At 67.0% G+C, this 26,194-nt stretch carries 35 protein-coding genes, 1 other RNA gene and 1 pseudogene; 8 read left to right on the forward strand and 29 right to left on the reverse strand.

Annotated features, from left to right (window positions below):
* Positions 1-4 precede the first annotated feature (4 nt).
* The 13 genes from J0J01_RS19755 to J0J01_RS19815 all read right to left on the reverse strand — a co-directional run bounded on the left by J0J01_RS19755 (position 5) and on the right by J0J01_RS19815 (position 8,254).
* Positions 5-961 (reverse strand): cell envelope integrity protein TolA, encoded by a 957-nt coding sequence (locus J0J01_RS19755; protein WP_296383704.1) that lies wholly within the window; start codon positions 959-961, stop codon positions 5-7.
* Between the two features lie 3 nt (positions 962-964).
* Positions 965-1,483, reverse strand: coding sequence for a protein TolR (gene tolR / locus J0J01_RS19760; protein ID WP_296383706.1), 519 nt, complete (start codon positions 1,481-1,483; stop codon positions 965-967).
* Positions 1,483-2,217: a protein TolQ gene (gene tolQ, locus J0J01_RS19765; protein WP_296383708.1), complete on the reverse strand. Its 735-nt coding sequence runs from the start codon at positions 2,215-2,217 to the stop codon at positions 1,483-1,485. The genes tolR and tolQ overlap by 1 nt, the downstream gene beginning before the upstream one ends.
* A 25-nt stretch (positions 2,218-2,242) precedes the next feature.
* A complete protein-coding gene (gene ybgC / locus J0J01_RS19770) occupies positions 2,243-2,725 on the reverse strand; it encodes a tol-pal system-associated acyl-CoA thioesterase (RefSeq protein WP_296383710.1) in 483 nt (160 codons plus the stop codon).
* A complete protein-coding gene (ruvB, locus tag J0J01_RS19775) occupies positions 2,722-3,771 on the reverse strand; it encodes a Holliday junction branch migration DNA helicase RuvB (protein ID WP_296383712.1) in 1,050 nt (349 codons plus the stop codon). The genes ybgC and ruvB overlap by 4 nt, the downstream gene beginning before the upstream one ends.
* A complete protein-coding gene (gene ruvA / locus J0J01_RS19780; RefSeq protein ID WP_296383714.1) occupies positions 3,768-4,376 on the reverse strand; it encodes a Holliday junction branch migration protein RuvA in 609 nt (202 codons plus the stop codon). Before ruvA ends, ruvB begins: the two co-directional genes overlap by 4 nt.
* Positions 4,373-4,870, reverse strand: coding sequence for a crossover junction endodeoxyribonuclease RuvC (gene ruvC / locus J0J01_RS19785; protein WP_296383793.1), 498 nt, complete (start codon positions 4,868-4,870; stop codon positions 4,373-4,375). The genes ruvA and ruvC overlap by 4 nt, the downstream gene beginning before the upstream one ends.
* The gene (locus J0J01_RS19790) at positions 4,867-5,625 is read right to left on the reverse strand and encodes a YebC/PmpR family DNA-binding transcriptional regulator (protein ID WP_296383716.1); all 759 of its coding nucleotides are present in this window, start codon (positions 5,623-5,625) and stop codon (positions 4,867-4,869) included. Before J0J01_RS19790 ends, ruvC begins: the two co-directional genes overlap by 4 nt.
* A gap of 301 nt (positions 5,626-5,926) precedes the next feature.
* Positions 5,927-6,733 carry a TIGR00282 family metallophosphoesterase gene (locus J0J01_RS19795; RefSeq protein WP_296383718.1) on the reverse strand — a complete coding sequence of 269 codons (807 nt, stop codon included), beginning with the start codon at positions 6,731-6,733 and terminating at the stop codon, positions 5,927-5,929.
* Between the two features lie 3 nt (positions 6,734-6,736).
* The gene (locus J0J01_RS19800) at positions 6,737-7,327 is read right to left on the reverse strand and encodes a 5-formyltetrahydrofolate cyclo-ligase (protein WP_296383720.1); all 591 of its coding nucleotides are present in this window, start codon (positions 7,325-7,327) and stop codon (positions 6,737-6,739) included.
* Between the two features lie 35 nt (positions 7,328-7,362).
* Positions 7,363-7,519, reverse strand: a non-coding RNA gene (gene ssrS / locus J0J01_RS19805) — 6S RNA.
* 98 nt (positions 7,520-7,617) lie between these two features.
* Positions 7,618-7,953, reverse strand: a complete 336-nt coding sequence (locus tag J0J01_RS19810) for a cell division protein ZapA (RefSeq protein WP_296383723.1) — start codon at positions 7,951-7,953, stop codon at positions 7,618-7,620.
* A 61-nt stretch (positions 7,954-8,014) separates the two neighbouring features.
* Complete coding sequence (locus tag J0J01_RS19815; protein WP_296383724.1) at positions 8,015-8,254, reverse strand: hypothetical protein; 240 nt, start codon at positions 8,252-8,254, stop codon at positions 8,015-8,017.
* A 145-nt stretch (positions 8,255-8,399) separates the two neighbouring features.
* Here J0J01_RS19815 and tkt point away from each other — a divergent pair, with 145 nt between their 5' ends.
* The 5 genes from tkt to J0J01_RS19840 all read left to right on the forward strand — a co-directional run bounded on the left by tkt (position 8,400) and on the right by J0J01_RS19840 (position 13,359).
* Positions 8,400-10,388, forward strand: a complete 1,989-nt coding sequence (tkt, locus tag J0J01_RS19820) for a transketolase (RefSeq protein WP_296383727.1) — start codon at positions 8,400-8,402, stop codon at positions 10,386-10,388.
* Positions 10,389-10,414: 26 nt separating this feature from the next.
* Positions 10,415-11,422, forward strand: a complete 1,008-nt coding sequence (gene gap, locus J0J01_RS19825) for a type I glyceraldehyde-3-phosphate dehydrogenase (protein WP_296383729.1) — start codon at positions 10,415-10,417, stop codon at positions 11,420-11,422.
* A gap of 90 nt (positions 11,423-11,512) precedes the next feature.
* Complete coding sequence (locus tag J0J01_RS19830) at positions 11,513-11,983, forward strand: ureidoglycolate lyase (RefSeq protein WP_296383731.1); 471 nt, start codon at positions 11,513-11,515, stop codon at positions 11,981-11,983.
* Positions 11,984-12,100: 117 nt separating this feature from the next.
* On the forward strand, positions 12,101-12,430 hold the full coding sequence (locus J0J01_RS19835) for a hypothetical protein (protein WP_296383733.1): 330 nt from the start codon (positions 12,101-12,103) through the stop codon (positions 12,428-12,430).
* The gene (locus tag J0J01_RS19840; protein ID WP_296383735.1) at positions 12,427-13,359 is read left to right on the forward strand and encodes a polysaccharide deacetylase family protein; all 933 of its coding nucleotides are present in this window, start codon (positions 12,427-12,429) and stop codon (positions 13,357-13,359) included. Before J0J01_RS19835 ends, J0J01_RS19840 begins: the two co-directional genes overlap by 4 nt.
* Before the next feature lie 135 nt (positions 13,360-13,494).
* Here the strand turns inward: J0J01_RS19840 and J0J01_RS19845 are convergent, their stop codons facing one another.
* Together J0J01_RS19845 and J0J01_RS19850 are read right to left on the reverse strand one after the other, a co-directional pair.
* On the reverse strand, positions 13,495-14,169 hold the full coding sequence (locus J0J01_RS19845) for a type II toxin-antitoxin system RelE/ParE family toxin (protein WP_296383737.1): 675 nt from the start codon (positions 14,167-14,169) through the stop codon (positions 13,495-13,497).
* 279 nt (positions 14,170-14,448) lie between these two features.
* Positions 14,449-14,709, reverse strand: coding sequence for a hypothetical protein (locus J0J01_RS19850; protein WP_296383739.1), 261 nt, complete (start codon positions 14,707-14,709; stop codon positions 14,449-14,451).
* Positions 14,710-14,758: 49 nt separating this feature from the next.
* Here J0J01_RS19850 and J0J01_RS19855 point away from each other — a divergent pair, with 49 nt between their 5' ends.
* Entirely contained in the window at positions 14,759-15,412 is a 654-nt protein-coding gene (locus tag J0J01_RS19855; RefSeq protein ID WP_296383741.1) for a hypothetical protein, read from the forward strand.
* A 55-nt stretch (positions 15,413-15,467) separates the two neighbouring features.
* Here J0J01_RS19855 and J0J01_RS19860 read toward each other — a convergent pair whose 3' ends face one another.
* The 7 genes and pseudogenes from J0J01_RS19860 to J0J01_RS19890 form a co-directional block, all read right to left on the reverse strand.
* Positions 15,468-16,916, reverse strand: coding sequence for a hypothetical protein (locus J0J01_RS19860; RefSeq protein ID WP_296383744.1), 1,449 nt, complete (start codon positions 16,914-16,916; stop codon positions 15,468-15,470).
* Between the two features lie 115 nt (positions 16,917-17,031).
* On the reverse strand, positions 17,032-17,493 hold the full coding sequence (locus J0J01_RS19865; protein WP_296383745.1) for a hypothetical protein: 462 nt from the start codon (positions 17,491-17,493) through the stop codon (positions 17,032-17,034).
* Positions 17,490-17,735, reverse strand: coding sequence for a hypothetical protein (locus J0J01_RS19870; protein WP_296383747.1), 246 nt, complete (start codon positions 17,733-17,735; stop codon positions 17,490-17,492). The genes J0J01_RS19865 and J0J01_RS19870 overlap by 4 nt, the downstream gene beginning before the upstream one ends.
* Positions 17,732-18,631, reverse strand: a complete 900-nt coding sequence (locus J0J01_RS19875; protein WP_296383749.1) for an AAA family ATPase — start codon at positions 18,629-18,631, stop codon at positions 17,732-17,734. Before J0J01_RS19875 ends, J0J01_RS19870 begins: the two co-directional genes overlap by 4 nt.
* 336 nt (positions 18,632-18,967) lie before the next feature.
* The gene (locus J0J01_RS19880; protein ID WP_296383751.1) at positions 18,968-19,264 is read right to left on the reverse strand and encodes a hypothetical protein; all 297 of its coding nucleotides are present in this window, start codon (positions 19,262-19,264) and stop codon (positions 18,968-18,970) included.
* A gap of 86 nt (positions 19,265-19,350) precedes the next feature.
* Positions 19,351-19,452 (reverse strand): annotated as a pseudogene (locus J0J01_RS19885) (universal stress protein); the annotation flags it as partial.
* Positions 19,453-19,458: 6 nt separating this feature from the next.
* The gene (locus J0J01_RS19890; protein WP_296383752.1) at positions 19,459-20,769 is read right to left on the reverse strand and encodes an MFS transporter; all 1,311 of its coding nucleotides are present in this window, start codon (positions 20,767-20,769) and stop codon (positions 19,459-19,461) included.
* 130 nt (positions 20,770-20,899) lie between these two features.
* Between J0J01_RS19890 and J0J01_RS19895 the strand changes: the two genes are divergently transcribed.
* Positions 20,900-21,820 (forward strand): class I fructose-bisphosphate aldolase, encoded by a 921-nt coding sequence (locus J0J01_RS19895; protein WP_296383754.1) that lies wholly within the window; start codon positions 20,900-20,902, stop codon positions 21,818-21,820.
* Positions 21,821-22,002: 182 nt separating this feature from the next.
* A complete protein-coding gene (locus J0J01_RS19900; protein ID WP_296383755.1) occupies positions 22,003-22,701 on the forward strand; it encodes an SOS response-associated peptidase family protein in 699 nt (232 codons plus the stop codon).
* A gap of 12 nt (positions 22,702-22,713) precedes the next feature.
* On the opposite strand, the gene J0J01_RS19905 is transcribed toward J0J01_RS19900, so the two are convergent.
* From J0J01_RS19905 to J0J01_RS19935, 7 genes are all read right to left on the reverse strand, one after another.
* Complete coding sequence (locus tag J0J01_RS19905; protein WP_296383757.1) at positions 22,714-22,989, reverse strand: hypothetical protein; 276 nt, start codon at positions 22,987-22,989, stop codon at positions 22,714-22,716.
* A 148-nt stretch (positions 22,990-23,137) separates the two neighbouring features.
* Entirely contained in the window at positions 23,138-23,395 is a 258-nt protein-coding gene (locus J0J01_RS19910) for a hypothetical protein (protein WP_296383759.1), read from the reverse strand.
* 165 nt (positions 23,396-23,560) lie between these two features.
* Positions 23,561-24,307 carry a hypothetical protein gene (locus J0J01_RS19915; protein WP_296383761.1) on the reverse strand — a complete coding sequence of 249 codons (747 nt, stop codon included), beginning with the start codon at positions 24,305-24,307 and terminating at the stop codon, positions 23,561-23,563.
* On the reverse strand, positions 24,304-24,756 hold the full coding sequence (locus tag J0J01_RS19920) for a thermonuclease family protein (RefSeq protein ID WP_296383763.1): 453 nt from the start codon (positions 24,754-24,756) through the stop codon (positions 24,304-24,306). Before J0J01_RS19920 ends, J0J01_RS19915 begins: the two co-directional genes overlap by 4 nt.
* Positions 24,753-24,950 (reverse strand): hypothetical protein, encoded by a 198-nt coding sequence (locus tag J0J01_RS19925; RefSeq protein ID WP_296383765.1) that lies wholly within the window; start codon positions 24,948-24,950, stop codon positions 24,753-24,755. Before J0J01_RS19925 ends, J0J01_RS19920 begins: the two co-directional genes overlap by 4 nt.
* A 77-nt stretch (positions 24,951-25,027) precedes the next feature.
* Entirely contained in the window at positions 25,028-25,573 is a 546-nt protein-coding gene (locus tag J0J01_RS19930; RefSeq protein ID WP_296383767.1) for a hypothetical protein, read from the reverse strand.
* Between the two features lie 3 nt (positions 25,574-25,576).
* On the reverse strand, positions 25,577-26,122 hold the full coding sequence (locus tag J0J01_RS19935; protein WP_296383769.1) for a hypothetical protein: 546 nt from the start codon (positions 26,120-26,122) through the stop codon (positions 25,577-25,579).
* Positions 26,123-26,194: the final 72 nt, after the last annotated feature.

Raw genomic sequence — 26,194 nt, forward strand, 5'->3', positions numbered from 1 at the left:
GTCGTCAGAACTCGCGGGGATCGAAGTTGAAGGTGATGGTCCGCCAGCCGTTGTAGCGGTCGGTCGGCAAGGGCCAGGGCTGGCAACGCGGATTCATCACCGCGCGGTACGCGGCGTCGGCGGCCGAGCGGAACACCGGGTCGTTGTGATAGCGGCCGGTGTCCTGGATGTCCGCCTTCACCGGCGTGCCGTCCTGGTTCATCTGCACCGTCATGGTCACGATCGGCTGCTCACGGGCGCCGGGCGTGGGATTCCAGCAGGGCCGGATCTTCGAGCGCACGCCCTCGATCTCGCTCGCCGTCACGACGGCCGCGAGGTTGGGCGCCGCCGGGGCCTGGCGCGTGATCTCCTTCGGCGGCTTGGGCTGCTGCTCGGGCGTCTGGATCTTGGACTTGGAATCCTGGTTCTTCAGGATGCTGTCGACCAGCGCATCGACGTTGGGCTTCTTCGGCGGCTCGGGCGGCTTGGGCGGCGGCTTGGGCGGCTCGACCTTCTTCACCTCGGGCGGCTTGGGCGGCTCGGGCTTGGGCGGCTCGATCTTCTTCTCTTCCTTGGGCGGATCGGGCTCCTTGGGCTTGAGCGCGATCACGTCCTCGGTCGGCTTGGGCGGCTCGGGCTTGGGCTTCTCGACCTCGGCGGGCGCTTTCGGCTTGAGCTCGGCCGTCTCGACCTTGGGCGGCTCGGGCGACGGCACCGGATCCATGGTCTTGGGCGGCGGCGCCTTGGTCGTCTCCTCGGCGATCTTGGCGTCCTTGGGCTGCGGCGGCGGGTTGCCGGCCTTGGGCGCCGCCGCCTTCTGGTCGATCGCCACGAAGTCGAGCATGATCGGCTCGGGCTCCATCGGCGGCTTCTGGAAGAAGTTGAAGTTCACGATCGCCGCCACCAGCGCAAAGACATGCACGCCGGCCGACAGGATTGCCGGCGTGCGCATCTCGACGCTGGAGGCATGGCGAAGCGCCATCGCTTACCGTCGCGGCGTCGGTGCTGGAGTCGCAGGCTTGCCGCCGCCGGCCGGGGCGCCCGCAGGCGCCGGTGCGCCCGAGCCCGCCTGCTCGCCGAGCAGGCCGAGCTGGCGGAAGCCCGAATCGATGATCACGCCCATGACTTCCATCATGCGGCCGTAGTTGATCGCCTTGTCGCCGCGGATGAAGACGCGCTGGTCGGGCTTCTCGCCGTAGACCGCCTTGAGCTTGGCGCTGAGCTCGGCCAGCTCGTACTTGGTCTCGCCGAGGAACACCTCGTCCTTGGAATTCACCGACACGATCAACGGCTCGTCCTTGCCGCCGACCTGCTGGGCGCTGGTCTTGGGCAGGTCGACCGGCACGCCGACCTGAAGCAGCGGCGCGGTGATCATGAAGATGACCAGCAACACCAGCATGACGTCGACCAGCGGCGTGACGTTGATGTCGGCGATCGGGGTGAAGCGACGGCGCCGGAAGCGGCCGCCGCCGCCCCCGCCGGCCGCCGGAATGATGCCGGCCATCAGCCCTGCTCCTCGAGCTGGCGCGACAGGATGGTGATGAACTCACCGGCGAAGGCCTCGAGCTGCACCGCGTAGCGCGCCACCTGGCCCGACAGGATGTTGTAGGCGCCGGCCGCCGGGATCGCCGCGACCAGGCCGATCGCGGTGGCGAACAGCGCCTCGGAGATGCCGGGCGCCACGACCGCCAGCGAGGTGTTCTTCGACACCGCGATGTGGCCGAACGAATTCATGATGCCCCACACCGTGCCGAACAGGCCGACGAAGGTTGCGTTGGCGCCAACCGTGGCGAGGAAGCCCAGCCGTTTCTCGATCGCCTCCATCTCGCGCTGAATGGTGACGCTCATCACCTGCTCGATGCGCTGGCGAAGGGCCGAGCGTGCCGTGGCGGTCGCCGCGAGGCCCTTGGAGACCGAGCGGCGCCATTCGCGCATGGCGGCAGAGAAGATGCTCGACATCGGATCGTCCGGTTTCGCACCGACCCGGTCATAAAGATCCTCCAGCGACACGCCGGACCAGAAGGTATCCTCGAAAACCTGCGCACTCTTCTTCAGGGCCCGCAGCCTGATCATTTTTTCGAAGATGATCGCCCACGACCAGAACGAGGCCAGCAGCAAGGCGATCATCACCGCTTTTACGACCCAGTCGGCCTGCATGAACAGGCCATAGACCGACATGTCGATCGGGGGAGCATTGCCGCCAAGGGGGGTATTGGCGACCTGCGCGAAGGCGTCCATTATTTATATCTCCAAGGTTAGAGCCTTATATCCGAATATGGCGTGACCGGGGCGACTCACGCGCAATGGCAACTTCTTTCAGGGCGTTGCGCGCCTGCAACGGTAGCCGCGCCGGCCGGCCGCTCGCGCTTATGCAGGCGACCAGCAGCTCGGCGCGAACCAGCAGCTCCTCGCCGCGGCGCGCCTCCTGGATCATATCGAGCGAGGCGCCGCGCATTTCCCCACAACCGGTGACGATGTCGATCGTCTCGTCCAGCCGCGCGGGCCTGAGATAGTCGATGGTGCAGCGGCGCACGACCCAATGGATGCCGCTCGCGGCCCGCAGCGCGCTGTGCTCCAGGCCGATCATGCGCAAGAGCTCGGTGCGGCCGCGCTCCAGAAACCGCAGCCAGTTGGCGTAATAGACGATGCCCTGGGCGTCGGTGTCCTCGTAATAGATCCTTAACGGCAGGATGTGGCGGCCGCCTTCGATGCGGCCCGTGGTTGGCCCCTCGGCAGCGGGCGTCACGCCTCGTCCTGCCCGCCCGCCAGCAAATCGAGCTGCTGTTTCTGTTCCTTCGGGATCGTCTTGCCGAGATGACGGTAGCCGCCCTCGGACAGGAGCCGCCCGCGCGGCGTGCGCATCAAGAGGCCGAGCTGCATCAGGTACGGCTCGATCACGTCCTCGATGACGTCGCGCTGCTCGCTGAGCGCTGCCGCCAGGGTCTCCACGCCGACCGGGCCGCCGCCATAGTTCTCGGCGATGCAGGCAAGGTAGCTGCGGTCCATGGCATCGAGGCCGCGCGTGTCGACCTCCAGCCGGGTCAACGCCGCATCCGCCGCCTTGGCATCGACGACGGCGTTGCCGCTCACATCGGTGAAGTCGCGCACGCGCCGCAGCAGCCGGTTGGCGACTCGCGGCGTGCCGCGCGAGCGCTTGGCGATCTCGGCGCCGCCGTCGGGCGCCATCTGCATCTTCAGCACGCGGGCGGCGCGATGGACGATCGTCTCGAGCTCGGCCGGCTCGTAGAACACCATGCGCAGCGGGATGCCGAAGCGCTCGCGCAACGGCCGCGTCATCAGGCCGGAGCGGGTGGTGGCACCGACCAGGGTGAAGGGCGGCAGCTCGATGCGCACCGAGCGCGCCGCCGGGCCCTCGCCGATCATCAGGTCGAGCTGGAAGTCCTCCATCGCCGGATAGAGGATCTCCTCGATCGCCGGGTTCAGGCGATGGATCTCGTCGATGAACAGCACGTCCTTGGGCTGTAGATTGGTGAGCTGGGCGGCGAGGTCGCCGGCCTTCTGGATCACCGGCCCCGAGGTCGCGCGGAAGCCCACGCCCATCTCGCGCGCCACGATCTGCGCCAGGGTCGTCTTGCCGAGACCGGGCGGCCCGTGGAACAGCACATGGTCGAGCGCCTCGCCGCGCGACCGGGCGGCGGCGATGAAGATCTTGAGGTTCTCGCGAACCTGCTTCTGGCCGATGAAGTCGTCGAGCGTCTGCGGCCGCAGCGCCAGCTCGGCCGCGTCCTCCTCCGCCCGCTTGCCGGCGACCAGGCGATCCGACGGCGTCATCGCGCCAGCTCCTGCAGGCCGGCGCGGATCACCGCATCGAGCTGGGCGCCGTCACCCAGCCGCTGCGTCACCCGCGCGACGGCGCCGAAGGCCTCGACCCGGCGATAGCCGAGATTGACCAGCGCCGAGACGGCATCCTCGTTGATCGAGCCGCCGCTCACGGGAGCGGCGGCAGCAGCCCGTGCCGACGCCGGCGCGACGCCGAAGGCGGCAGCCTTGTCCTTCAGTTCGGTCGCCAGGCGCGCGGCCAGCTTGGGCCCGACGCCGGCGGGACGGCTGAGGCTTGCCTTGTCGCCGGCGGCGATCGCGCGGGCGATCTCGTCGGGCGACAAAGTCGAGAGGATCGACAGCGCCACCCGGGCGCCGACGCCCTGCACCGTCGTCAGGATGCGGAACCAGTCGCGCTCAGCGGTCTCGAGGAAGCCATACAGCGCGATCGCATCCTCGCGGACGATGGTCTCGACCAGCACCGTCGCCGGCTGGCCGACCACCAGATCGCGCAGGGTCCGTGACGAGGCCGACACCAGATAGCCGACGCCGTTCACGTCGATAACGGCACCGCCGTCATCGACCGATTCGACCACCCCTTTGAGCTTGGCGATCAAAGCGCCGCCTCCACCCGCTTGGCGGTGGCGCGGTGGTGGGCATGGCAGATCGCAACGGCAAGCGCGTCGGCGGCATCGGCCGCCGCCTCGACGCCCGGCAGCAGGCGGCCGACCATCATGGCGATCTGGCGCTTGTCGGCATGGCCCGATCCCACCACCGACTTCTTCACCAGGTTGGCGGCGTACTCGAACACCGGCAGGCCGGCGCGCGCCGGCGCCAGCATCACCACGCCGCGCGCCTGGCCGAGCTTCAGGGTCGAACCGGGATTGACGTTGACGAAAGTCTCCTCGACCGCGGCTTCCAGCGGCTGCTGCTCAGCGACCACCGCGGCGATGCCGTCGAACAGCTCGTGCAGGCGCGCTGCCAGCGAGCCCTCGATCGACACCTTGATCACCCCGTGCGCGACGTGGCGCAGACGGTTGCCGTCGACGTCGATCACGCCCCAGCCGGTCAGCCGCAGACCGGGATCGAGGCCGATCAACCGCACGGTCAGGCCGCGAACTTCGCCAGAGCGTCGTCCGACAATTCGAAATTGGCGTAGACGTTCTGGACGTCGTCGTTGTCGTCGAGCGCGGCGATCATGTCGATCAGCGTCTGGGCGGTCTCGCCCTCCACGGCGGTGGTGGTCTTGGGCCGCCACATCAGCTTGGCCGAGGCGGGCTGGCCCAACGACTTCTCCAGCGCCTCGCGCACCGAGTTGAAGCTGTCCTGGGCGCTGTAGATCTCGTGCGCGCCCTCTTCGCCCTCGCCGCTCACCACGTCCTCGGCGCCGGCGTCGATCGCCTTCTCCAGGACGGCGTCGGCCGAGCCGGCCTTGAGCGGATAGCGGAACTCGCCCATGCGATCGAACATGAAGGAGACCGAGTTGGTCTCGCCAAGATTGCCGCCATGCTTTGTAAAGATCGAGCGCACCTCGCCGGCGGTGCGATTGCGGTTGTTGGTCAGCGCCTCGACGATCACCGCGACGCCGCCCGGGCCGTAACCCTCGTAGCGGACCTCGTCGTAGTTCGCATCGGCCTCGCCGCCGGCGCCGCGCTTGATCGCGCGATCGATCGTATCGCGCGTCATGTTGGCTTCGCGCGCCGCGATCATCGCCGCGCGCAATCGCGGGTTGGCGCCGGGATCGGGCGAGCCCAAGCGCGCCGCGGTGGTGATCTCGCGGATCAGCTTGGTGAAGACCTTCGCCTTGGCCGCGTCCTGCCGGCCCTTGCGATGCATGATGTTCTTGAACTGGGAATGGCCAGCCATCGCCCTGACAACCAGATTGAGTGAAGTGTTTGGGCGCCTATACCACTTCTCGTAGGTTTTGGGACTGTTAGAGAACGGTGGCCGAGGCGTGCGGCACAAAAAAAGGCGGGGGCCGAAGCCCCCGCTAAAAAACGTCGGAACCTAGATTCCGACGCCCCCTCTAACCTGAAGACAGTCGCCGATCGGCGAAAAACCGTTTAACATCAAGACGATGCCGGTTTTTCCCCAGGTCGTCAATGACCGTCTTCAGTACACCCGTAATAGGTACGGCCGGTCCCTGTGAGCTACAAGATGCTGAAAATCAGCCGGCAGGCGGAAGTCGCCCGCCAATCCGGATGGGCCGGACGGCCTTGGCCAGCCCGGTCTTGTCGTCGGTCTCGACCAGGGCCGCGCACAAAGTGCCCTCGCCCTCGGCCGGGGTGAGCCGCTCGCCCGGCACCTTCTTGATGAAGCGCTGGACGGCGCCCTCCTTCTTCATGCCGATCACCGAATCGTAGTCGCCGCACATGCCGACGTCGGTCTGATAGGCGGTGCCGCCGGGCAGCACCCAGCAGTCGGCGGTCGGGATGTGGCTGTGCGTGCCCAGCACCGCCGAGACGCGGCCGTCGCAGTGATGGCCCATCGACTGCTTCTCGCTGGTCGCCTCGCCGTGGACGTCGACAAGGATGCAGGTGGCCGAGCGGCCGAGCACGTACTTGGCGAGCTCGGCGTCGACGGCGCGGAACGGATCGTCGAGCGGCTCCATGAACAGTCGGCACATCACGTTCATCACCACGATGGTCTGGCCGCGCGGCGTCGTGAACTGGTTGGCGCCCCAGCCCGGCGTGCCCGGCGGGAAGTTGATGGGCCGCAGCAGGCGCTTGTCCTGTGCGATGTAGCCGATGATCTCGCGCTGGTCCCAGACGTGATTGCCGGTGGTGATGCAGTCGACCCCGGCATTGTGCAGCTCGGCGCAGATCTTGGCGGTGATGCCGAAGCCCGCGGCTGCGTTCTCGCCGTTGACGATGACGAAGTCGAGGCCGAGCTCGGCGCGCAATCGCGGGATGTTCCTCGTCACGGCCTCGCGGCCGGACCGCCCGACGATGTCGCCGCAAAACAGGACCTTCATGGCTCAGACAAAGGCGCAAGCCCGCTTGTCGGTCAACAACCAATCGAGCCTTTGATCGCCCGGACCGTGCGGAACTTCGGGTATGAGCTGGGCGTTGAACCCTACCCCCACGGCGGTGATGTTCTTCCTGGCGCGCAGGCCGTCGATCGTGCGGTCGTAGAAGCCGCCGCCATAGCCCAGCCGCCAGCCCTCCTCGTCGACCGCCAGCAGCGGCACGATCAGCGCATCGGGCTCCAGCACCTCCCGCCGGGGTAACGGATGCAGGGTGCCGAACACGCCCTGCTCCAGCGGATCGCCCGGCCGCCAGGCACGGAAGACCAGCGGCTGCTGCTTGGCCACCACGACGGGCAGGCAGAGTTGGCAGCCCTGGTTGTGCAACTCGATCATCAGCGGACGGATGTCGAGCTCCTCGGCCATCGGCCAGAAGCCGGAGACGACGGCCCCCGACATGGCGGCCGGCGTCTGCACCGGCCGCTCGAGCCGCCACATCTCGACCAGCCCCATGGCGGCCGCCCGGCGCTCCTCGTCGGAGAGGCTGCCGCGCCAGGCCAGCATGGTGCCGCGCAGGATGCGTTTCTCGTCGACTACGCTCAACGGGGCAGGCTCATCGGCACCGGGGAAGAAGGTGGGGCGGCTCCACGATGGGCCGTGGATCGTAGAACCTCCAAGGCCTGCAAAAGCAGGTGGGCGCCGTGTAGCCAAGACCACGGTCAAGACCAGGAACAGCTCCCAGGAGTTCTTATTGGCCCCGGGGTTTTAAGCGAACCACGCACCGCGCAGAAATCCGCCCCACCGCCAATGTAGGGGGCCCCGGAGGCCGTCGCAATGACGGCCGCCGAAGTGTTTTCGGTTGCTTTGCGATCTTTACGTCGATCTTGACAACGTCAGGCGGCGCCCGAGACCTTCTTCGACATCTTGTCGACGCGCGAGGTGATCAGCTCCTCGAAGGCGGTCGCGAGCGAATCGGCGCTGTCGGCCGCCGAGGCGCGCGCCGTCTCGGCCTGCTTGGCGAGGCCGCGCGCTTCGCGGCCCTCGTCGGCCAGCAGCAACGCCGCGAACAACAGCAGCTTGACCTCGGCGGTGCCGGGCGGAAGCTGCATGCGCAGCTCGTTCACCTTCGAATCGACGTAACAGGCGAGTTCCTGGACCCGCGGTTCCTCGCCTTCGCCACAGGCGAGCTCATAGGTTCGGCTGGCGATGTTGATCGACACCTGCGGCATGGCCGCTACTCCTTTTGCTTATTGCGCCAGATTTTTCCGGCGTTCGAGGGGGACTTGAAGACTACTGCTGATCTGCGGCGAGAAGCGAGCGGATATATTCCATTGCCCGCTCCAGCCGTCCTTCGACGTCGGTCGCGACCTTCTTCAGCTCCTCGTGCTGCTGTTCCAGCCGCGCGAGTCGCGCGGCCAACTCCTCGCCGCGCGCCCGCTCGATGCGCAAACGCTCCTCGATGATCGACTCGAGCCGGCTGAGCGCGGTGTCCACGCGCCGCATATGCCCACCCGCCTGCGTTTGCTCCATCGGCAAAAGATAAGTGCAGCGTACGGAAGCGGTCAACATTTGGCGCCTGTGGAGCGTTCGAGCCCACGACATCTTGGCATTGACGCGTCCTAGCCTCGCCGCCATGTTCCGGCCACCCTGAAACCCACGGCACCCCGCACACAAAATGACCGAACCATCCGTTGCTCCCCGCGACCTGGCGAACGCCATCAGGGCTCTCTCCATGGACGCCGTGCAGCAGGCGGACTCGGGCCATCCCGGCATGCCGATGGGCATGGCCGACGCCGCGACGGTGCTGTTCTCGAAGTTCCTGAAGTTCGATCCGACCGATCCGCACTGGCCCGACCGCGACCGCTTCGTCCTGTCGGCCGGCCACGGCTCGATGCTTCTTTATTCGCTGCTCTATCTCACCGGCTACGCCGACATGACGCTGGAGGAGATCAAGCATTTCCGCCAGCTCGGCAGCAGGACCGCCGGCCATCCCGAGTACGGCCATGCCAGCGGCATCGAGACCACGACCGGCCCGCTCGGCCAGGGCATCGCCGATTCGGTGGGCTTCGCGATGGCCGAGCGGCATCTCCGCACCCGCTTCGGCGCCGACGTCGTCGACCACTTCACCTATTGCGTCGTCGGCGACGGCTGCCTGATGGAAGGCATCGGCCAGGAAGCGGTGACGCTGGCCGGCCATCTCGGCCTCGGCCGGCTGATCGTGCTGTTCGACAACAACGGCATCTCGATCGACGGCCCGACCTCGCTCTCCACTTCCGAGGATCACAAAAAGCGCTTCCTGGCGGCCGGCTGGCATGTGCAAGAGGTCGACGGCCTCGACCAGGACGCCGTCACCCGCGCCATCCGCAAGGCGCGCAACGTCACCGACAAGCCGTCGATGATCGCCTGCAAGACCATCATCGGCTACGGCGCGCCGACCAAGGCGGGCACCGCGGCGACGCACGGCTCGCCGCTCGGCAAGGACGAGGTCGCGGGCGCCCGCCAGAAGCTCGGCTGGACCGCGCCGCCGTTCGAGATTCCCGAGCCCATATTTACCGCCTGGCGCAAAATAGGCGCCAAGGGCAAGTCGCAGCGCCGCAAGTGGATCAAGCGCCACGCCGCGATGGCCGAATCAGATCGTGCCGAGTTCGATAGAGGCCAGAAGGGCGACCTCCCGCCCGCCGTCGACGAGGCGATCCGCGCCTTCAAGCAGAAGACGGCGAGCGAGAAGCCCTCGTGGGCGACCCGCAAGTCCAGCCAGGAGGTGCTCGAGGTCATCAACCCCGTGTTGCCCGAAACGATGGGTGGGTCGGCCGATCTGACCGGCTCGAACAACACCAAGACCGCGACGCTCAAGAACCAGAGCGCGGCCGACCCGGCCGGTCGCTACGTCCATTACGGCATCCGCGAGCATGCGATGTCGGCGGCGATGAACGGCCTCGCGCTGCATGGCGGTGTCATCCCCTACGGCGGCACCTTCCTGGTCTTCACCGACTACGCCCGCGGCGCGATCCGCCTGTCGGCGCTGATGGGCGTGCGGGTGATCTATGTGATGACCCACGATTCGATCGGCCTCGGCGAGGACGGCCCGACCCATCAGCCGGTCGAGCACCTCGCGGCGCTGCGCGCCATCCCCAACATGCACGTGCTGCGCCCGGCCGACGCCATCGAGACCGCCGAGTGCTGGCAGATCGCGCTCGAGACGCGCAAGGGCCCGACGATCCTCGCCCTCACCCGCCAGAACCTGCCGACCGTCCGCCATGCCGGCGACAGCAACCTCAGCGCCCGCGGCGCCTACATCCTGGCCGGCGAGGCGGCCAACCCGATGCGCCTGATCGCCTCGGGCTCGGAGGTGCAGTTGGCGCTGGGCGCGCGCGACCTCCTGGCGAAAGAAGGCTTGCAGGCCGCAGTGGTGTCGATGCCGTCGTGGGAGCTGTTCGCCGCGCAGAGCGACGCTTATCGCAACGAGGTCATGGGCGGCGACGGTACCGTTCGTGTAGCCTGCGAGGCGGCCGGCGGCTTCGGCTGGGAGCGCTGGCTGGGCGCCAAGGGCGCGTTCGTGGGGATGACGGGTTTCGGCGCGTCGGGCAAGGCCGCGGACCTCTACAAGCATTTCGGCATCACGGCCGAGGCGATCGCCGCAGCGGCCAAACGGCTGACGGCGTAGCGGCTGAGCCAGTAACGGAGGAGAACATGGCTGTACGGGTTGCAATCAACGGCTTCGGGCGCATCGGCCGCAACGTGCTGCGCGCCATCCTGGAGTCGGGCCGCAAGGACATCGAGGTGGTGGCGATCAACGATCTCGGCCCGGTCGAGACCAACGCCCACCTGCTGCGCTTCGACAGCGTGCACGGCCGCTTCCCGCACGAGGTCAAGGTCGACGGCGACACCATCGATGTCGGCCGCGGCAAGATGAAGGTCACCGCCGAGCGCGATCCCTCGAAGCTGCCGCACAAGGCGATGGGCGCCGAGATCGTGCTCGAATGCACCGGCTTCTTCACCTCGAAGAAGGCGGCCTCGGCCCATCTCGATGCCGGCGCCAGGCGCGTGCTGGTGTCCGCCCCGGCCGACAACGCCGATCTCACGGTCGTCTACGGCGTCAACCACGACAAGCTGACCAAGGACCACCTGATCGTCTCGAACGCCTCGTGCACGACCAACTGCCTGGCGCCGGTCGCCAAGGTGCTGAACGACGCGGTCGGCATCGACAAGGGCTTCATGACGACGATCCACGCCTACACCGGCGACCAGCCGACGCTCGACACCATGCACAAGGATCTCTACCGCGGCCGCGCCGCGGCGATGTCGATGATCCCGACCTCGACCGGCGCCGCCAAGGCGGTCGGCCTGGTGTTGCCGGAGCTCAACGGCAAGCTCGACGGCGTGTCGATCCGCGTGCCGACGCCGAACGTCTCGGTGATCGACTTCAAGTTCGTCGCCAAGAAGAAGACGGACAAGGACGAGATCAACAAGGCCGTGAAGCTCGCCGCCGCCAACCAGCTCAAGGGCATCCTCGGCTGGACCGACGCGCCGAACGTCTCGATCGACTTCAACCACGATCCGCACTCGTCGACCTTCCACATGGACCAGACCAAGGTCATGGACGGCACGCTGGTGCGCGTCATGAGCTGGTACGACAACGAGTGGGGCTTCTCCAACCGCATGGCCGACACCGCCGTCGCGATGGGCAAGCTCGGCTGATCTTCGAGTTCCTCCCCATTTGAATGGGAAGGAATTTCAGAGGGCGAGCCCGCGTGGCTCGCCCTTTGCATTTTGGCGTATGCTGCCGCCATGGAACTCGTCCCACAGCCGCTGACCAAAGACGCCTTCGCGCCGTTCGGCGACGTCATCGACGTGCCGCAGGAAGCCGGCCGCACCTACTACGAGGACGCGCTCGGCAACCTGCGGCCGCAGGCCCGGCCCAGCCTGTCGATGAGCTTCCGCGTGCCGACACCCGACCGGCCGCTGAAGTCGGAGCTGATGGAGCGGCACGAATTCTCGTCGCAGACCTTCGTGCCGGTCGACGTCGCGCGCTGGCTGATCGTGGTGGCGCCGCACGCCGCCACGGGCGGGCCGGACATGGCCGAGGCGCGCGCCTTCATCGCCAACGGCAAGCAGGGCGTCACCTACAGGCCCAACACCTGGCATCACGGCCTGACCACGCTCGACCGGCCGGGCCGCTTCGCCGTGTTCATGTGGCGCGCCGGCACCCAGGACGAGGAGTTCGTGCCCGTGCCGGCCTTCACCATCAAGATTCCCTGAGCCTGGCCGGAATAGCCGTCGTCCCGACCGGAGCGAAGCGAAGTGGAGGGATCTCCTCTTGACCCGCGGAAGAACAGGCCCCTCGGCTTCGCTCGGGGCGACGGATATCGTGTGGCCATGCCTCCCCCCATCCTGGTGCGCGACTGGCGAACGACCGAGGCGGCGTTGCGCGCCGCCCGCGCCGACGGATCGTCGCCGACGCTGGTCACGCCCGAGGACGCCGCCGCCTTCTACGGCGCGGGCTATCTCGCGGCGCTGCAAGAGCGTGCCCGCCAGGAATTTCCCGACGTCGCCTTCACCCTGGTCGTCGATTGCGGCGACGCGGCGGGCTATGCGCTGGCCTGCCTGCGCGCCGGGGTGAAGACGATCTCGATGGAGCCAATGAATGGCAAGATCGCCGAAATCGCCCGCCAGATGGGCGCCGAGCTGGTAAGGAGACCGACATGAGTTCGCAGCATTGGCAACCCAACCGCGACTTCGTGGGCTACGGCGAGCGCACGCCCGATCCCAGGTGGCCCGACGGCGCGCGGGTCGCGGTGAACTTCGTGATGAACTACGAGGAGGGCTCCGAGCCCTCGATGCAGGACGGCGAGGGCTACACCGAGACCGGTCTCACCGAATCGACCAGCTCGGCGGTCGGCCTGAACGGCCGCGACCTCGCCGGCGAGAGCATGTTCGAGTACGGCAGCCGCGTCGGCTTCTGGCGCCTGATGCGCGCCTTCCAGGAGCGCGGCCTGCCGATGACGGTGTTCGGCTGCGCGCTGGCGCTCGAGCGCAACAGGCCGGCCGCCGAGGCGATCCGCAACTCCGGCTTCGACGTCTGCAGCCACGGCTGGCGCTGGGTGAAGCATTTCACGCTGAGCGAGGCCGAGGAGCGCGACCACATCGCCCGGGCGGTGACGTCGTTCCAGCAGACCGTCGGCCAGTCGCCGGCCGGCTGGTATTGCCGCTATGGACCGGGCGTCAACACCCGCCGCCTGCTGGTCGAGCACGGCGGCTTCACCTACGACAGCGACTACTACGGCGACGAGCTGCCGTTCTGGCAGACCGTCGCCGGCAAGCCGCACCTCGTGATCCCCTACTCGCTGACCAACAACGACGGCAAATACGCCGTCACCATGAGCCACGCCGACCAGTGGTTCAGCCTGGTCAAGGACGCCTTCGACGTCCTCTACAAGGAGGGCGCGACGAGCCCGAAGATGATGTCGGTCGGCATGCACATGCGCCTGATCGGCCATCCCGGCCGCACCGCCGGCCTGTGGCGCCTGCTCGACTACCTGCAGCAGCAGCCGGGCGTGTGGATCACCCGACGGGTCGACATCGCGAACCATTGGGTGAAGACGCACCCGTATCCGGGCAAGGGGTTGAACGAATAAGGCGCTCCGTCGGAGCGCCTGGCGGCGTGTAGCGCTGCAGGGAGCTATGCGTTTTGCCGATGCAGTCGGCAAAAGCGCTGAGCGACCGAAGCGCGGGCGCCGCACGGTGCAGAAAAGACCTCGGTGCCCGCGCCCCTAAGCGCGTGCCGCCTCTGCTTTCTTGCGAGCGTGCGGTTTGCGTGCCGTCGTCCTCTTCGTCGCGCCAGGTCGACGGGTGGATTTGCGTGGCTGGACCGCGGGCGTTGCCGTCAGGCGAATGCCCAGAGAAGCAAGCACGCGCACGACGGTACCGAACTCCGGGTTGCCCTTTCCGCTCAGAGTTCTGTAAAGGCTGGTCCGACTGAGATTCGCCTCGCGCGCGACTTCAGCCAGACCGCGCGCGCGAGCGACGATGCCAAGCGCATCCCGTATCTCTTCCGGGTCACCGGTCTCGAACGCTGCGCTGAGATAGGCGGCGCGACGCGCTGGCGTGTCGAGCAGTTCGGATGCATCAAAACGTGTGGTTTCCATCGTATGCGTTCCTATTTTCCGGCCAGATCCCGCGCTCGCTTGATGTCCCTGGTCCTGGGTGTCCTTGTCGCCTCCGCACAGCAGGATCACGACAGCCGAGCCTTCATGAACGAAATAGACCCGATAGCCCGGTCCGTAATCTATTCGCAGCTCGTGCAAACCACCGCCGACCGACTTGACGTCGCCGCGGTTGCCTCGTTCCAGCCGGCGAATGCGCTGCACGATCCTGGCATGGGCATTCGCGTCCCGCAGACGATTGAGCCACTTGCCGAACTCCGCCGAGTAGCGAACCTCGATCATGTCGAGCTTATGTAGTCCATAGGCGACAGATGCGCAAGGGAAAAATGTCTTCTATGGGAGACGAACCCCGGGAACCCCGCACTGCTTCACCCAGGTCGCGCCTCCTGGAAGGCGCGCGGCGGGTGCGGCCTCTCTCCCGAATGGGAAGTCAATCGCCCGCCAGTACGAACGCATCCGCATCGTCCGGCGAATACCCCAGCCGCGCCTTCACCTGGTCCTTCGGCTCCAGCAGCAGCCGGTCGCCGCGAAAGCTGTAGGTCGTCCGGCTGGGCGCCGCGATCAGCTCCTGGCTGGCCGGGCCGGCGGCAGGGCGCCGCCGCGGCGGATCCAGTCGGCCGCCTCGAAATACATCTCCGTCCGCTTGTTGTCGTAGCGCGGGTCGGCGGAGCGGCCGGAGAAAACGATGCCGATCGGATCGCGGCCGAGCCGTCGCAGGTTGTCGATCCAGCTCGAGCCGAAGCCGCCGGTGTCATCGATGAAGCCAGGCGTCGGCCTGCAATCCTCCCACTTGCCTAGTCGTTGTTGCCAATGCCCTTCCACCGTAGCTGTACTTCCTGCTACAATTTCACCAATAGATTGCGGAGGAAGCATGAACAGCAAACTGCTCGGCGTGGCGTTGATGCTATGGCTAGGTGCTGGAGTGGATGGTCAAGCGTCTGCACAGTCGAATGAAAAGGCAAAGGTGGTGGATGAGATTGACATCCACGTTACCATTGCAAGCTCGCCGCCCCAGGGACACTTCGCAATGAACGTGTTCGATACAGACGAACATGACAAAGGGCGTCGATCGTACTGGGAAGCTCTAAAGGATGTTCTGATGAAGGGGCCAAAGCCGCACGAAATGGCTAGAACACAGGAGGAGTATCTGAAAGTCAGGCGTGAATGGCTTGGTGACGAGGTGGACATCGCAGTTGGGCAGTTTGAGTCGATCCGAACAAAGCTCCTCCGATCCGGCATGCCGAAACACGCCGCGGACAGCGTGATTTCCGGAATGAGGAAGAACCTCGCCAAAGTGCGAGCGAAATCGTTCGTTAGCTTTTCAGTGAGCGCGTCGATAGAGGCTCTGTTCTCCTCCTCCAATTTCGCGACCCCATATTCCGACGACGAACTGTCGCGCTTGGCCAAGCGTGGCTACGCGGAGGCTAGGGCATCGGCGAAGGAAGACTTAGACCGCATGGACAAGGAGCACTTGCCCACTCCCAATACCGTTATTTTCGAGCCTTACGGAGAAAGTGGCCGATGATTTCTTGCTCTAGCGACGGCACGGAGTGGACTGTCTGTAATCGCACTATGGACAGCTACCATCCCTCCAGCGGATCATACTCCGTGATGCACCGTCCCTGCCGCGATCGCCTGCGCAGCGCCAGCCCCTCCTCCGTCCGATCGTAGAACCGCTCCCGCATCGCCACCGGCTGCGCAAACGTCAGCGCGAACGCATCGGCATCGTCCGGCGAGTACCCCAGCCGCGCCTTCACCTGGTCCTTCGGCTCCAGCAGCAGGCGGTCGCCGCGAAAGCTGTAGGTCGTCCGACTGAGCGCCGCGATCAGCTCCAGGCTCGCCGGGCCGGGTGGCAGGGCGCCGCCGCGGCGGATCCAGTCGACCACTTGGAAGTACATCTCCGTCCGCTTGTTGTCGTAGCGCGGCTCCGAGGCGCGGCCGGAGAAGGCGATGCCGATCGGCTCGCGGCCGAGCCGCCGCAGGTTGTCGATCCAGCTCGAGCCGAAGCCGCCGGTGTCGTCGATGAAGCAGGCGTCGGCCTGCCAGTCAGCCCACTTGCGCGCCACCAGCCCGGCGCCCTGCGTGCCGTCGATGTGGCGGTGCTTCATCGGCGGGAAGGCGACCAGTCCCTGACGCGGGAAGATCACCGACGCATCGTCGCCGAACCGCGCCACGTCGACGCCGAGCACGCGCGGCGCCGTCGCGATGTCGTCGGCGCTCCAGGCGCGCTTGGTCGCCTCCGCGCATTCGTCGGGGCCGATCAGGGTGTCGAGCGAATGCGGCGGGAAGCGGCCGAACACGTTGACCAGCACCCACGGATTGTCGCGGCCGTACTTCTCGATCTGCTGGCGCGCCCAGTCGGCCGAGACGCGGGTCGAGCGCTTCGGGTCGTCGGGATCGGCGGTGATCTCGACCAGGTGCCAAAACCGGCGCTCGCCGGTGCAGGCACGATGGAGCGGGCCTTCGAGATGGGTCGGGTTGCCGGCCTGCACGATGTGGCCCTCGACGCAGGAGGAGAGCGCCGCTTCCGCGGCCACCATCACCGCGTCGGGGATGCCGCCCGATTCGTCGAGCAGGAACAGGATGTAGTCGCTGTGCAGGCCGGCCAGCGCCTGGCCGAGGCTCGCCGGATCGGCCGCCTTGGCCCACGACCGCGCGCTCATCCACCAGGTCTCGCGCCGGCGGTTGTTGAAGATGCGGTTCTTCGTCCAGGTGAAGCCGGCGCTGAGCAGCGGCGACTTCGCCCGCCACTTCGCCATCTCGGTCCACAGATTGTCGGCCAGATTGTCGGCGCTGACGCTGGTGGCGGCGACCTTGGCGTCCTCGTTGACGGCGAGGAAGTTCCAGGCGAGCCAGGCCAGCACCGCCGTCTTGCCCGGCCCCTTGCAGGCCTTCATCGCCAGCCGCTGGTTGCGCGGGAACGCCGCCAGCACCTCATCCTGCCACGGATCGGGCGTCACGCCGAACACCTCGCGCACGAAGCGCAGCGGGTCGCGCTTCCAGGCGCGCAGGAGGTCGGTCTCGGTCATGGCTTTCCTCCTCCCCCGTCAGACGGGGGAGGATCGAGGAGGGGGAAAGCCACGCGTACGTCGTGCGGCCCTCCCCCTCCCTGCCTCCCCCGTCTGACGGGGGAGGTGGAAGAGGTCACCATTCGTCGTCGTCTCCGTCGCCGAAGTCGTAGCCCTCGTCGGCGTCGGCCAGGACGTCGTATTCGGTGAGGCAGCGGCCGGGCCGATGGCGCTCGCGATAGTCGTTCAGCCCGCGGCGACGCCAGTGGCAGTGCTCGGCGATGTACTGCTCGTTCGGCGTCAACTCGGGCGGCGGCTCGGGCGGCGCTTCGGACTCGGACGACGGCGCGGCCGAGGGCTCGCGCTTCTCCGCCGGCCATTGCCCCGAGGCGCGCAACTCGGCCTCGCGTTCCTCCGGGGTCACCATCGCGACCGGCTCTACCGGCCGCGCCTCGCGGACCAGAGCCTCGAACTGCCCGCTTTGCGCGGCCTGCAGCAGGCCCTCGTGGGGGCTCGATGCCGCGGTCGCGGGCGGGCGCACCGCACGACGCGCCTTCACGCGGCCGAGGCGCGCTTTGATGCGCGGCTTCCAGATCACGGGTTGCCACCGTTGGTGTCGCGCTCGAGCTTCTCCATCTGCTCCTCGAGGTCGCGGTCGGCGATCGCCCGCCGGCGATGGTCGAGCAGTCGGCTGAAGCGCAGCGCCTGCAGCGGCGTCATGCGGCGCTGGGCGGCGAGCCGGATGATCTCGATCTCGGCGGCATTCACCGCCGCGAGGTCGACCGTGTCGGGAAGGTCGAAGACCTCCGGCTCGCTCCGGCGTTGCGTGCTGGCGGTCATGGCGTGCTTCCTTCGTTCAACAGTCCGCGGGCGCGCGCCTCGGCCTTGAGGCGGAACAGCGTGGTGCGGGAAATGCCCAGCGCCTCCCAGACCTCGCGCGCGCTGAGGCCGCGGTTGAGCAGCGCCGCCGCGCGCTCGAGGCGGGCGCCGTCGGCCGGAGCCCAGCGCCACTGCGCGCGGCCGTCGGCATCGGTTTCGAGCGCGGCGACGATCGGCACCAGCGGCGCGCCGACGCGGCGGACCTTCTCGAAATGGATCTCGAAGCGGGCGCTGCCCGCCGGCGGCCCGGCGTCGGGACGGCGCAGCGCCAGCACCAGGTCGAGCACGTCCTCGCGGCGCGTGCTGCCGCGCATGGCGCCCTCCTTGTTGGCGTGGTGCACCAGCAGGACGGCGCGCCCGTGCTTGCGCTGGTGCAGCAGGAAGCGCTGCACCCGGTCCCAGTGCTCGGCATCGCCGCGGCGCAGGCCGACCAGGCTGGAGAGCGTGTCGAGCACCAGCAGCTCGGGCCCGTCCCACGCGCGCATCAGGCGCAGCAGGCCGGCATTCTCCGAGAGGTCGAGCAGCGGGCCGCTGCTGAGACCGTGCGCCGAGATCGCGAGGCCGGCCGGCGCGGGGCCGAACAGCGCCAGCCGCTCGCGCAAAGTGGCGGCGCCCATCTCGCCGTCGACATAGAGCACGCGATGCGGCCGCGGGCTCTTCCAGCCGAGGAAGCTGCCGCCGCTCGCCACCGCCCAGGCGAGCGACAGGGCAAAGAAGCTCTTGCCGATGCCGGCCGGGCCGTAGACCAGCGCGGCGCCGTCGCTCGCCAGCAGCGGCGCCAGCAGGTCGCGGCGCGGCGCGAGGTCGACCGCCAGCAGCTCGGCGGCGCTGAGGATGGAAAGACTTGCGTTCGTCATCTGTTCGCCTATATAGGTTACTTATGATGAACGTCAAGTGTACTAATGAAAAACGTCGGGATGGCGTCCGGGGGTCTCCGAAATTCCGGGACCGGCACCCTTCGGATGCCGATGCCATCGGCATCCGGCCCGTCCCGATGATGGGACGGTCTGGGCCGGGGTCTTCTGCTGGGGGCGCGCTACGGAAGGGGCGCGTCTTCTCATGCTCTTATGGACCGCGCGCCTCTGGCGCGCTCATGAGCATGAGCGAGCGGGACGCTCGCGGTCCGGAAGAGCATGACGCGCCCCTTCCGTGGCGCGCCCCCAGCGAAAGACCAGCGCAAGCGGCAGCGCGTTCTACCAAAGGGCCGAGTACAGCGACGCGCCCGCACCGACGGCGACCAGCACGATCACGGCGGATCGCCACAGCATCTGCCGGCGCGCCGCGTGGCGATCATGGAAGGCGAGCCAGTCGCGCACGAATTGCGGCGGCACATCGGCCACCACCAACTGGTCTGCGGGATGATGGCACTCATGGTCGGCATACATCGTGCGCACGGTGTCGATGCCGATGCGTTCGAGCTGGCAATGCCAGTGCCAAGCCCGATCGCCAGTGGTCCAGCGATTCTCGAAGGGAAGCCTGTGCTGCACCATCTCGGACCTCCATCGGTCGTCGCAGTGCATCGGGAATCGTAGGATCCGACCGCCGGATCGTCAATTGCCGATCCGGAACATCGGCATTATTTGACCACCAGAACGGGAACCGCACTGCTGACAAGGACCTCGGAGGTCTGGCTGCCGAGCAGAAGACGGCGCAGCCCGCGTCGGCCGTGGGAGGCCATTGCGGGCTAGCGGAGACTGCCGGCGACCACGCGGACCTTGCGCGGCGCGGCGATCCACACGGTGACGGCGCAGACGACGCTGAAGGCGATGCCGAGCGCGAAGGCTGCGGTGTAGGTGCCGGTCCAGTCGTGCAGCAGGCCGGTGACGAACGGCCCGACCGCGCCGCCGCCGATCAGCGCCACCATCAGCAGGCTGAAGATCGAGCCGAAGCGCGGGCCCTCGAAGATCTCGGCGACGATCGGCCCCATCACCGCGGCGATCGCATAGCCCAGCAGCCCCTGGCTCAGCACCATCGTCCAGAGCAGCGGCTGCGACGGCGTCCCGGCCAGCAGCAACAGCGCCCCGTAGCAGATCGCGTAGCCCGCGCAACTCATCATCCAGACGATCTCGCGGCCGACCCGGTCGCTCAAGGCGCCGAGCACGATCTGGCCGGGGATGCCCGCCATCGCCACGACGCCGAGCGACCACGCCGCGAGCATCGGGTCGAAGCCGATCTCGACCAGGTACTTGGTCTGGTGGATCTGGACGGAGTACCAGATCCAGCCGCCGGCGAAGAAGCTCACCGCCAGCCACCAGAAGCGGCCGGTGCGGATGGCGCGCGGCACCGTCCAGTCGGTCGCCGCCCACTGGGTGTCGACGACGTTCGACGGGCGCTTCTTCGCCGCCCCGCCCGGCACGGTGCGCTCGCCGTCGGGCAGCAGGCCGAGGCTCTCCGGGCTCTTGGCGACCAGCAGGTTGATCGGCACCAGCACGACCAGCGCGATCAGCCCGAGCTTCCAGCACGCCGTGCGCCAGCCCTCGTGCAGGATCAGCGCCTGCAGCCAGGGCAGGATCAGGATCGCGCCGACGCCGACACCCGAGAAGGCGATGCCGATCGCCAGCGCGCGGTTGGCGACGAACCAGTTCGGCAGGAACTGCGAATGCACCGAGTAGCTCATGCAGTTGGCGCCGATGCCGACCAGCAGGCCGAGCGTGGCGTAGAGCTGCCAGGGGCTGGCGATCAGCGTCGCGCCGGCGAGGCCCGCGGCGGCGATCAGCGTGCCGATCTCGATCACGAAGCGCGGGCCCCGGCGATCGACCAGCCGGCCGAGCACCGGGCTGATCGCCGCCGAGACCAGGAAGCCGAACGAGAAGGCGCTGGCGGCCAGACCGCGGTCCCAGCCGAACTCGTCGACGATCGGCGGGAACATCAGAGAGAACGCGGTGCGGGCGGAGACGCTGAGCGCCATCGTCATGAAGGCGACGGCGATGATGACCCAGCCGTAGAAGAACGGCAGGCGCTCGGCGAGCCGCACCAGGACGGGATGCTGGATCATGGCCGACTGCACTATCCCGCCCGCTCGGCGGAGGCAATTTCGTGACGCGTCATCAGGAGCGTTCCGCTGCGCGGGGCTTGAATGGAGCGCCGGCCGCCGCTATCACCGGACGCCGGAAGGGAGACATGCCGTGAAGATCAGCCGCACCGTCAAGAAGATCCTCGACAACTACGAGAGCGATTGTCCCGGCACCAAGGCCAACCTCGCCCGCATCCTGATGCACGGCAAGCTGGGCGGCTCGGGCAAGATGGTGATCCTGCCGGTCGACCAGGGCTTCGAGCACGGCCCCGACCGCTCGTTCGCGCCGAACCCCGACGCCTACGATCCGCACTACCACTACCAGCTCGCGATCGACGCCGGGCTGAACGCCTACGCCGCCCCTCTGGGCCCGCTCGAGGCCGGCGCCGACACCTTCGCCGGGGCGATCCCGACCATCCTCAAGCTCAACTCGGCCAACAGCCTCTCGACCAACAAGGACCAGGCGGTCACCGCCTCGGTCGACGACGCGCTGCGGCTGGGCTGCTCGGCGATCGGCTTCACGATCTATCCGGGCTCGGAAGACCAGTACGAGATGATGGAGGAGATCCGCGAGCTGGCGCTCGAGGCCAAGTCGGTCGGCCTCGCCGTCGTGATGTGGTCCTATCCGCGCGGCGGCAAGCTCGACAAGGCCGGCGAGACGGCGATGGACGTGTGCTGCTACGCCGCCCACATGGCCGCCCTGCTCGGCGCCCACGTCATCAAGGTCAAGCCGCCCTCCGACGTGCTGTGGCAGCCCGAGGCCAAGGCCGCCTACGAGAAGGCCAAGATCGACATCTCGACGCTCGACAAGCGGATCGCCCACGTCATGCAGGCGTCGTTCAACGGCCGCCGCATCGTCGTCTTCTCGGGCGGCGAGGCGAAGGATCTCGAGGGCCTGTTCGCCGAGATCAGGGCCCTGCGCGACGGCGGCGCCAACGGCTCGATCATCGGCCGCAACACCTTCCAGCGGCCGCGCGCCGAAGCGCTCGACATGCTCGACAAGATCATCGGCATCTACCAGGGCAAGATGTAAAGAGTCCAGTACCTGCGGAGTTTAATGGGCCTTCGGGTAACCTTCTGGGTAACCCCGAAGGCCCTTTTCGTTTCGCACCAGGCGCCGCGCGGAACGACTGGGAAGGGGCACGACCACGACCGCGGGGACCACGCTGAAGCCACCGGCCGCCCAGGCCCTAATGGCCATGTTACCGTACCGCCATGTGCGGCAAGTTCACGGCACTGGCATCTTGGGCTGAGGTCGTCGCGTTCTCGCAGCCGCTTACCGAAGGCGGCGGTGGCGATGGGCCCGGCGAAGGTAGCAACGACGAGATCGTCACCTTTCGTGTCGGCGGACCGCTGCCGGTTATCGTCTGGGACGCTGAGGCGGCCCAACGGCGAGTGGTCAAGATGCGCTGGGGCTTTCCTGATCCGAGAGACTGGCGGCGGCCGAGGCCGATCCACGGGCGCGCGGAGACTATCGAGGCGAAGGACCCGTTTCGGAAGCCCTTCTCCGGTGGGCAGCGCGGCATTGTCGTATTCCGCACGTTCAACGAAGGCGAGGAGATCACTAAGCCATTCGGCCGGACCGAGACCCGGCAATGGACGATCGACCCGCGCGACGGCCAACCGCGCGGCTTCGCCTTCGTCTGGCAGCGGTTCGAGATTCCCGACCTGCCGGCGCCGATGCTGGCGTGCATCATGGTGACGGCGCCGGCGAACGAGTTGATACGCCGCACGGTCAAGTCATTGGAGACGGACCCGCGCATGCCGGCGATTTTGGAAGACAATGCTTGGTCGACTTGGCTGGGCGAGCGTGATGCTACGCCAGCGGCGGCCAAGGCGGTCCTCAAGACCATGGAGGGCGTGAACTGGCAGGCCGCACCGGAACCGAAGGCGCCGAGGCCTCGCAAGCGCTGATGCCGCCGGAGGTCAAAAAGCCGGACGGCTTCGGTCGACCGGCGACACGATCAGTCCCTCGATCCAAGCGTCGCGCTCTGTCGCGTTGATGAACAGCCAGCCGGCCCACTCCCGCGAACCGCATTTCGAGCAGACAAAGCGCAGGGTGCGCAGTTCGCGCATGTCTGCCCTGAAGCCGTCGAGATCGCGATCAGCGAAGTCGAGCGCGCGACGGCCGCAGCCCTTGCACTCGACGCCGAGCGGCTGGCCGTAGACGTAGATCGCGTGCAGGTTGTTGCTGCTCTTCATCGGCGTAGGCATATGCGCGCGCTCCCAAGGCGCGGCGGCTCTCCTCCACCGGGTTGACGACAGCGGCGCCCCACGTGCCGCGGACGCGACTCCTAGCGCCTTCGTTGGTTGAAGGCGAGCGGCTACCTGTTCAACCCGGCCGGGGTTTCTACTCTACTCGTATCTTTGACATCGTTACCCGCTGGCGGACCGCTTCAATGGTCTCTTCAACGCTTCGATCTCCAACGTCGACTATCACTCGCAAATCAAATGTAAACCCATTCTCCGACCCGACGAATCTTACACAGGTGAGACCGGCCAAAGTGATGCCCGCTTGTTCGGCGCGCTCCAGATCAACGGGCGCCGTCATCCCACGCAGCATCCCTGCACGCACAACGTCGCGAAGCTCCATCTTGATATCCGGCATGCTATCCTCCTCAGGTTGAACTCACTGGCGCGCCTTGCCCGTATGGCTTGCCCTTCCACTCCACCGGCCGTCGCATTGTTGAGAGCAAGCGATGCCTCTATTGGCGCCAGATCGAACGGTGCGGCGGCCCCGTGCGCCGCGGCGAGCGCTGGTACTTTGTGCGCGTCATTGCGCTTCCTTCGACATCGCTGCCTTTAGCGCCGGGCGCCAGAACACATTCGCGACCCGGACGCGCTCTTTCTCATAGGTTGGGAGGTCGAGGTTCATTCCATCGATCGCGAGTCTCGCGGGCGCGACCACCTCACGGGCTAGGTCCATCAACCGGAACAGTTCTCCGTAGGTCGACCTTACGCGGAGTGGCGGAGTCACGAGCAGATGAGCCAAGAGCTTGTTGCGGAATAACTGCAGGCGGCGCATTGCCGACCGCCCGGCCTTGCTTTTGCGGAAGGCATCATACGCGCCGATTGCCGCGGCAATGGCGTCGCCGCAGTCCTTAGCGTTCTTGTCTCCGGAGTGCTTCAGCATCGGCGTCCAGCGCCGGGCCTTCCGCACCAAATGCTGTCGGGTGCGCTCTTGCTTGAGCAACCGGACAAGCAAGGGGATGGATGCAACGTCGCTCCGGTTATACCGGCGCGCATGCGTCTCCCCGCGGGAGCGATGCGGCAATTCAAATAGCTTGGCCAGTGCCAGCGAAAGAAACATCGCTTGGCTACCTTGTATCGAGCTTACGCAGCTTGCAGCGTCGTAGTAGATGCCGGGTTGCGAGCGGATTATGGTGTTTGCCGCTTCAAGAGAAGCTCGGACTTCCAACCCGACTCTCACCTCACGATCGACCAGCTTCACCATCCGTTTGACGCGTCGAAAGACCTCCCGCGACGGAAGCGGCTTGGGGCGCTTGCGAGGCTTCTTCATTCGTCGCCCCGCCGTCGCGCACGCCACTCCCATGGCGTACCACATCGATGGCCGTGTACGCTGAGCCCGGCGGCCAGGGCTGAAGCCTCCTGCTCGACATAGTCTCGACTGTAGCGAACGAACGCGTAAGCCATTCCGGCACTGACCATATCGGCCCCTAAGTCGCGCCCATCGGAATAGCAGACGGCAACCGTGCGGCCGTAGCGATCTTTCACCTTGGGTGTGCAAGTGATCGCGCGCCCGCGCATCAGTCCGCGCAGGTAGGCCGTTGCGACCTCGCCGCCGCGCCACCCATCGCCACGGGCTTGATGCGTCTCCAGTGCGTCGATGCCCAAAAGACGGTACGTCTTGCCGTCGAGCTTGATCGTGTCGCCGTCAGTCACGGTCTGGGCCAAGGCAGGAAAAGAAAAAGCGAACAACGACAAAGCGGCGAGCCATGTCCGATTCATCGTCCGACCCTAACTACACCGTCAAACCGAAGCGGATGGTAGATGTTCGTCGAAACCGATACGTCCAAGCTGTGGCTGTCCTTCTCCAGAAATTCCACCAACGGAACTGCCACGTAAAGCGCAAGCGCGATCATGGTGACCGCTTTCCACTCGCGCGCCAAAAAGCGCGCTGAGCCTACAAAGATGGTTTTCATTTCTCCCCCCACTCTGCCGTGCATCAGGCCGGCACGGGAGTCGCGGCGTCAAGTACAACCTGCAGCGGCCCGCGTCGTCACTTCATAATCTTATCCTTATAGGCCGCCCACTTGTCGGCCACCGTCGACGCGCCGGCCAGGAGGTTCGCGCCGACGCCGAGCCCCGCCATGCCGTCGGCGTATGCCACCTGCTGTTGCTTGAGCGTGGCGTCGGCGCCGAAGTTGCCGGCCTGGACCTTGTCGCCGTAAGCCGCGCGCTCCGCATTGTTGCGGATCGTGAGGGCGTCGAACTCACCGGCCGCCGCCGTGTCGCCCACGATGTCGATAGCCGAACCGCTGTTCACGTCGCTACCGTTGCCGGCCATGGCGGCGCGCTGGGTCGCAATCTGGAGCGCGGTCTTCATGCGGCGTTGGTCCTCCGCCACCCGCCCGCGGGCGAGATCGTCGGCGGCCTTCCAGTCCGCGATCTTCTGATTATTGCGCGCCACCTGGGCTTGATAGTTGGCTGCGTCGGATTGCGCTTGCGCCTGCCGGGACGCCGCCATGGCAGACATGGCCGTGCCGGCGGCGGTGGCAGCGAGGGACACGCCAGCGAGAACGGTCGCGGTGGTGATAGCGGACATGGTTTATTTCCTTAAGTTGAAGGGACGTAGCGTTTTGCCGTTGCGACCGATGGGTTGAGCGCGTCCGACATGGAAGCCCAGCCACTCAAGCCACCGGATAGCTGACCAGTGCTGCGCCGCGACGTAGCCCGACAGCCAAGGATAGAGATCGAGCATCGCAACGAGATACTTCCGAGATAGGCGCGCAAACAGCCGCCACCTCGCGTCGATCAAATCGGAGCCGAACAGCCAAGGGCACGCGGCAAGAGATAGGAAGCCTGCACCTCCCACCCCAAATATGCAGATCACGCGGCCGTCCGAGGTGAGCGCGGTCACAGCATGGCTACTGCCCGCCAGCGACCGGCGCATCGCTTCAAGAGGCGTGGCCTCGCCAGTCGCCGCGATCTGCGCAACGTCGACGGCGCGCAAGGTCGCAGCCAAGGCGATACAGTCGGCATCCGTGGCAAGTCGGAGCGTCACCTCCGGCGAGGCCCGCAGCTTGTGCCAGCCGATCTCAGCGGCGAACGCATCATCGGTTGCGGGCCGGCCGCACAGGGCTGGCGCGATCATCGCCTACGCCGCCGAAACGAGACGACGATCGCCACATACCCGACCAGGCTCAACGCCGCACCTATGTCGCCA

The sequence above is a fragment of the Reyranella sp. genome (assembly GCF_017305915.1).
Taxonomy (GTDB): domain Bacteria; phylum Pseudomonadota; class Alphaproteobacteria; order Reyranellales; family Reyranellaceae; genus Reyranella.

Bases quoted from the DNA above. Each gene is read 5' to 3' on its own strand.
- J0J01_RS19755 (WP_296383704.1), bottom strand. From the start codon at position 961: ATGGCGCTTCGCCATGCCTCCAGCGTCGAGATGCGCACGCCGGCAATC.
- tolR (WP_296383706.1), bottom strand. From the start codon at position 1,483: ATGGCCGGCATCATTCCGGCGGCCGGCGGGGGCGGCGGCGGCCGCTTC.
- tolQ (WP_296383708.1), bottom strand. From the start codon at position 2,217: ATGGACGCCTTCGCGCAGGTCGCCAATACCCCCCTTGGCGGCAATGCT.
- ruvB (WP_296383712.1), bottom strand. From the start codon at position 3,771: ATGACGCCGTCGGATCGCCTGGTCGCCGGCAAGCGGGCGGAGGAGGAC.
- J0J01_RS19790 (WP_296383716.1), bottom strand. From the start codon at position 5,625: ATGGCTGGCCATTCCCAGTTCAAGAACATCATGCATCGCAAGGGCCGG.
- J0J01_RS19795 (WP_296383718.1), bottom strand. From the start codon at position 6,733: ATGAAGGTCCTGTTTTGCGGCGACATCGTCGGGCGGTCCGGCCGCGAG.
- J0J01_RS19810 (WP_296383723.1), bottom strand. From the start codon at position 7,953: ATGCCGCAGGTGTCGATCAACATCGCCAGCCGAACCTATGAGCTCGCC.
- J0J01_RS19815 (WP_296383724.1), bottom strand. From the start codon at position 8,254: ATGGAGCAAACGCAGGCGGGTGGGCATATGCGGCGCGTGGACACCGCG.
- tkt (WP_296383727.1), top strand. From the start codon at position 8,400: ATGACCGAACCATCCGTTGCTCCCCGCGACCTGGCGAACGCCATCAGG.
- gap (WP_296383729.1), top strand. From the start codon at position 10,415: ATGGCTGTACGGGTTGCAATCAACGGCTTCGGGCGCATCGGCCGCAAC.
- J0J01_RS19830 (WP_296383731.1), top strand. From the start codon at position 11,513: ATGGAACTCGTCCCACAGCCGCTGACCAAAGACGCCTTCGCGCCGTTC.
- J0J01_RS19835 (WP_296383733.1), top strand. From the start codon at position 12,101: ATGCCTCCCCCCATCCTGGTGCGCGACTGGCGAACGACCGAGGCGGCG.
- J0J01_RS19840 (WP_296383735.1), top strand. From the start codon at position 12,427: ATGAGTTCGCAGCATTGGCAACCCAACCGCGACTTCGTGGGCTACGGC.
- J0J01_RS19845 (WP_296383737.1), bottom strand. From the start codon at position 14,169: ATGATCGAGGTTCGCTACTCGGCGGAGTTCGGCAAGTGGCTCAATCGT.
- J0J01_RS19855 (WP_296383741.1), top strand. From the start codon at position 14,759: ATGAACAGCAAACTGCTCGGCGTGGCGTTGATGCTATGGCTAGGTGCT.
- J0J01_RS19860 (WP_296383744.1), bottom strand. From the start codon at position 16,916: ATGACCGAGACCGACCTCCTGCGCGCCTGGAAGCGCGACCCGCTGCGC.
- J0J01_RS19870 (WP_296383747.1), bottom strand. From the start codon at position 17,735: ATGACCGCCAGCACGCAACGCCGGAGCGAGCCGGAGGTCTTCGACCTT.
- J0J01_RS19875 (WP_296383749.1), bottom strand. From the start codon at position 18,631: ATGACGAACGCAAGTCTTTCCATCCTCAGCGCCGCCGAGCTGCTGGCG.
- J0J01_RS19880 (WP_296383751.1), bottom strand. From the start codon at position 19,264: ATGGTGCAGCACAGGCTTCCCTTCGAGAATCGCTGGACCACTGGCGAT.
- J0J01_RS19890 (WP_296383752.1), bottom strand. From the start codon at position 20,769: ATGATCCAGCATCCCGTCCTGGTGCGGCTCGCCGAGCGCCTGCCGTTC.
- J0J01_RS19900 (WP_296383755.1), top strand. From the start codon at position 22,003: ATGTGCGGCAAGTTCACGGCACTGGCATCTTGGGCTGAGGTCGTCGCG.
- J0J01_RS19905 (WP_296383757.1), bottom strand. From the start codon at position 22,989: ATGAAGAGCAGCAACAACCTGCACGCGATCTACGTCTACGGCCAGCCG.
- J0J01_RS19910 (WP_296383759.1), bottom strand. From the start codon at position 23,395: ATGCCGGATATCAAGATGGAGCTTCGCGACGTTGTGCGTGCAGGGATG.
- J0J01_RS19915 (WP_296383761.1), bottom strand. From the start codon at position 24,307: ATGAAGAAGCCTCGCAAGCGCCCCAAGCCGCTTCCGTCGCGGGAGGTC.
- J0J01_RS19920 (WP_296383763.1), bottom strand. From the start codon at position 24,756: ATGAATCGGACATGGCTCGCCGCTTTGTCGTTGTTCGCTTTTTCTTTT.
- J0J01_RS19925 (WP_296383765.1), bottom strand. From the start codon at position 24,950: ATGAAAACCATCTTTGTAGGCTCAGCGCGCTTTTTGGCGCGCGAGTGG.
- J0J01_RS19930 (WP_296383767.1), bottom strand. From the start codon at position 25,573: ATGTCCGCTATCACCACCGCGACCGTTCTCGCTGGCGTGTCCCTCGCT.
- J0J01_RS19935 (WP_296383769.1), bottom strand. From the start codon at position 26,122: ATGATCGCGCCAGCCCTGTGCGGCCGGCCCGCAACCGATGATGCGTTC.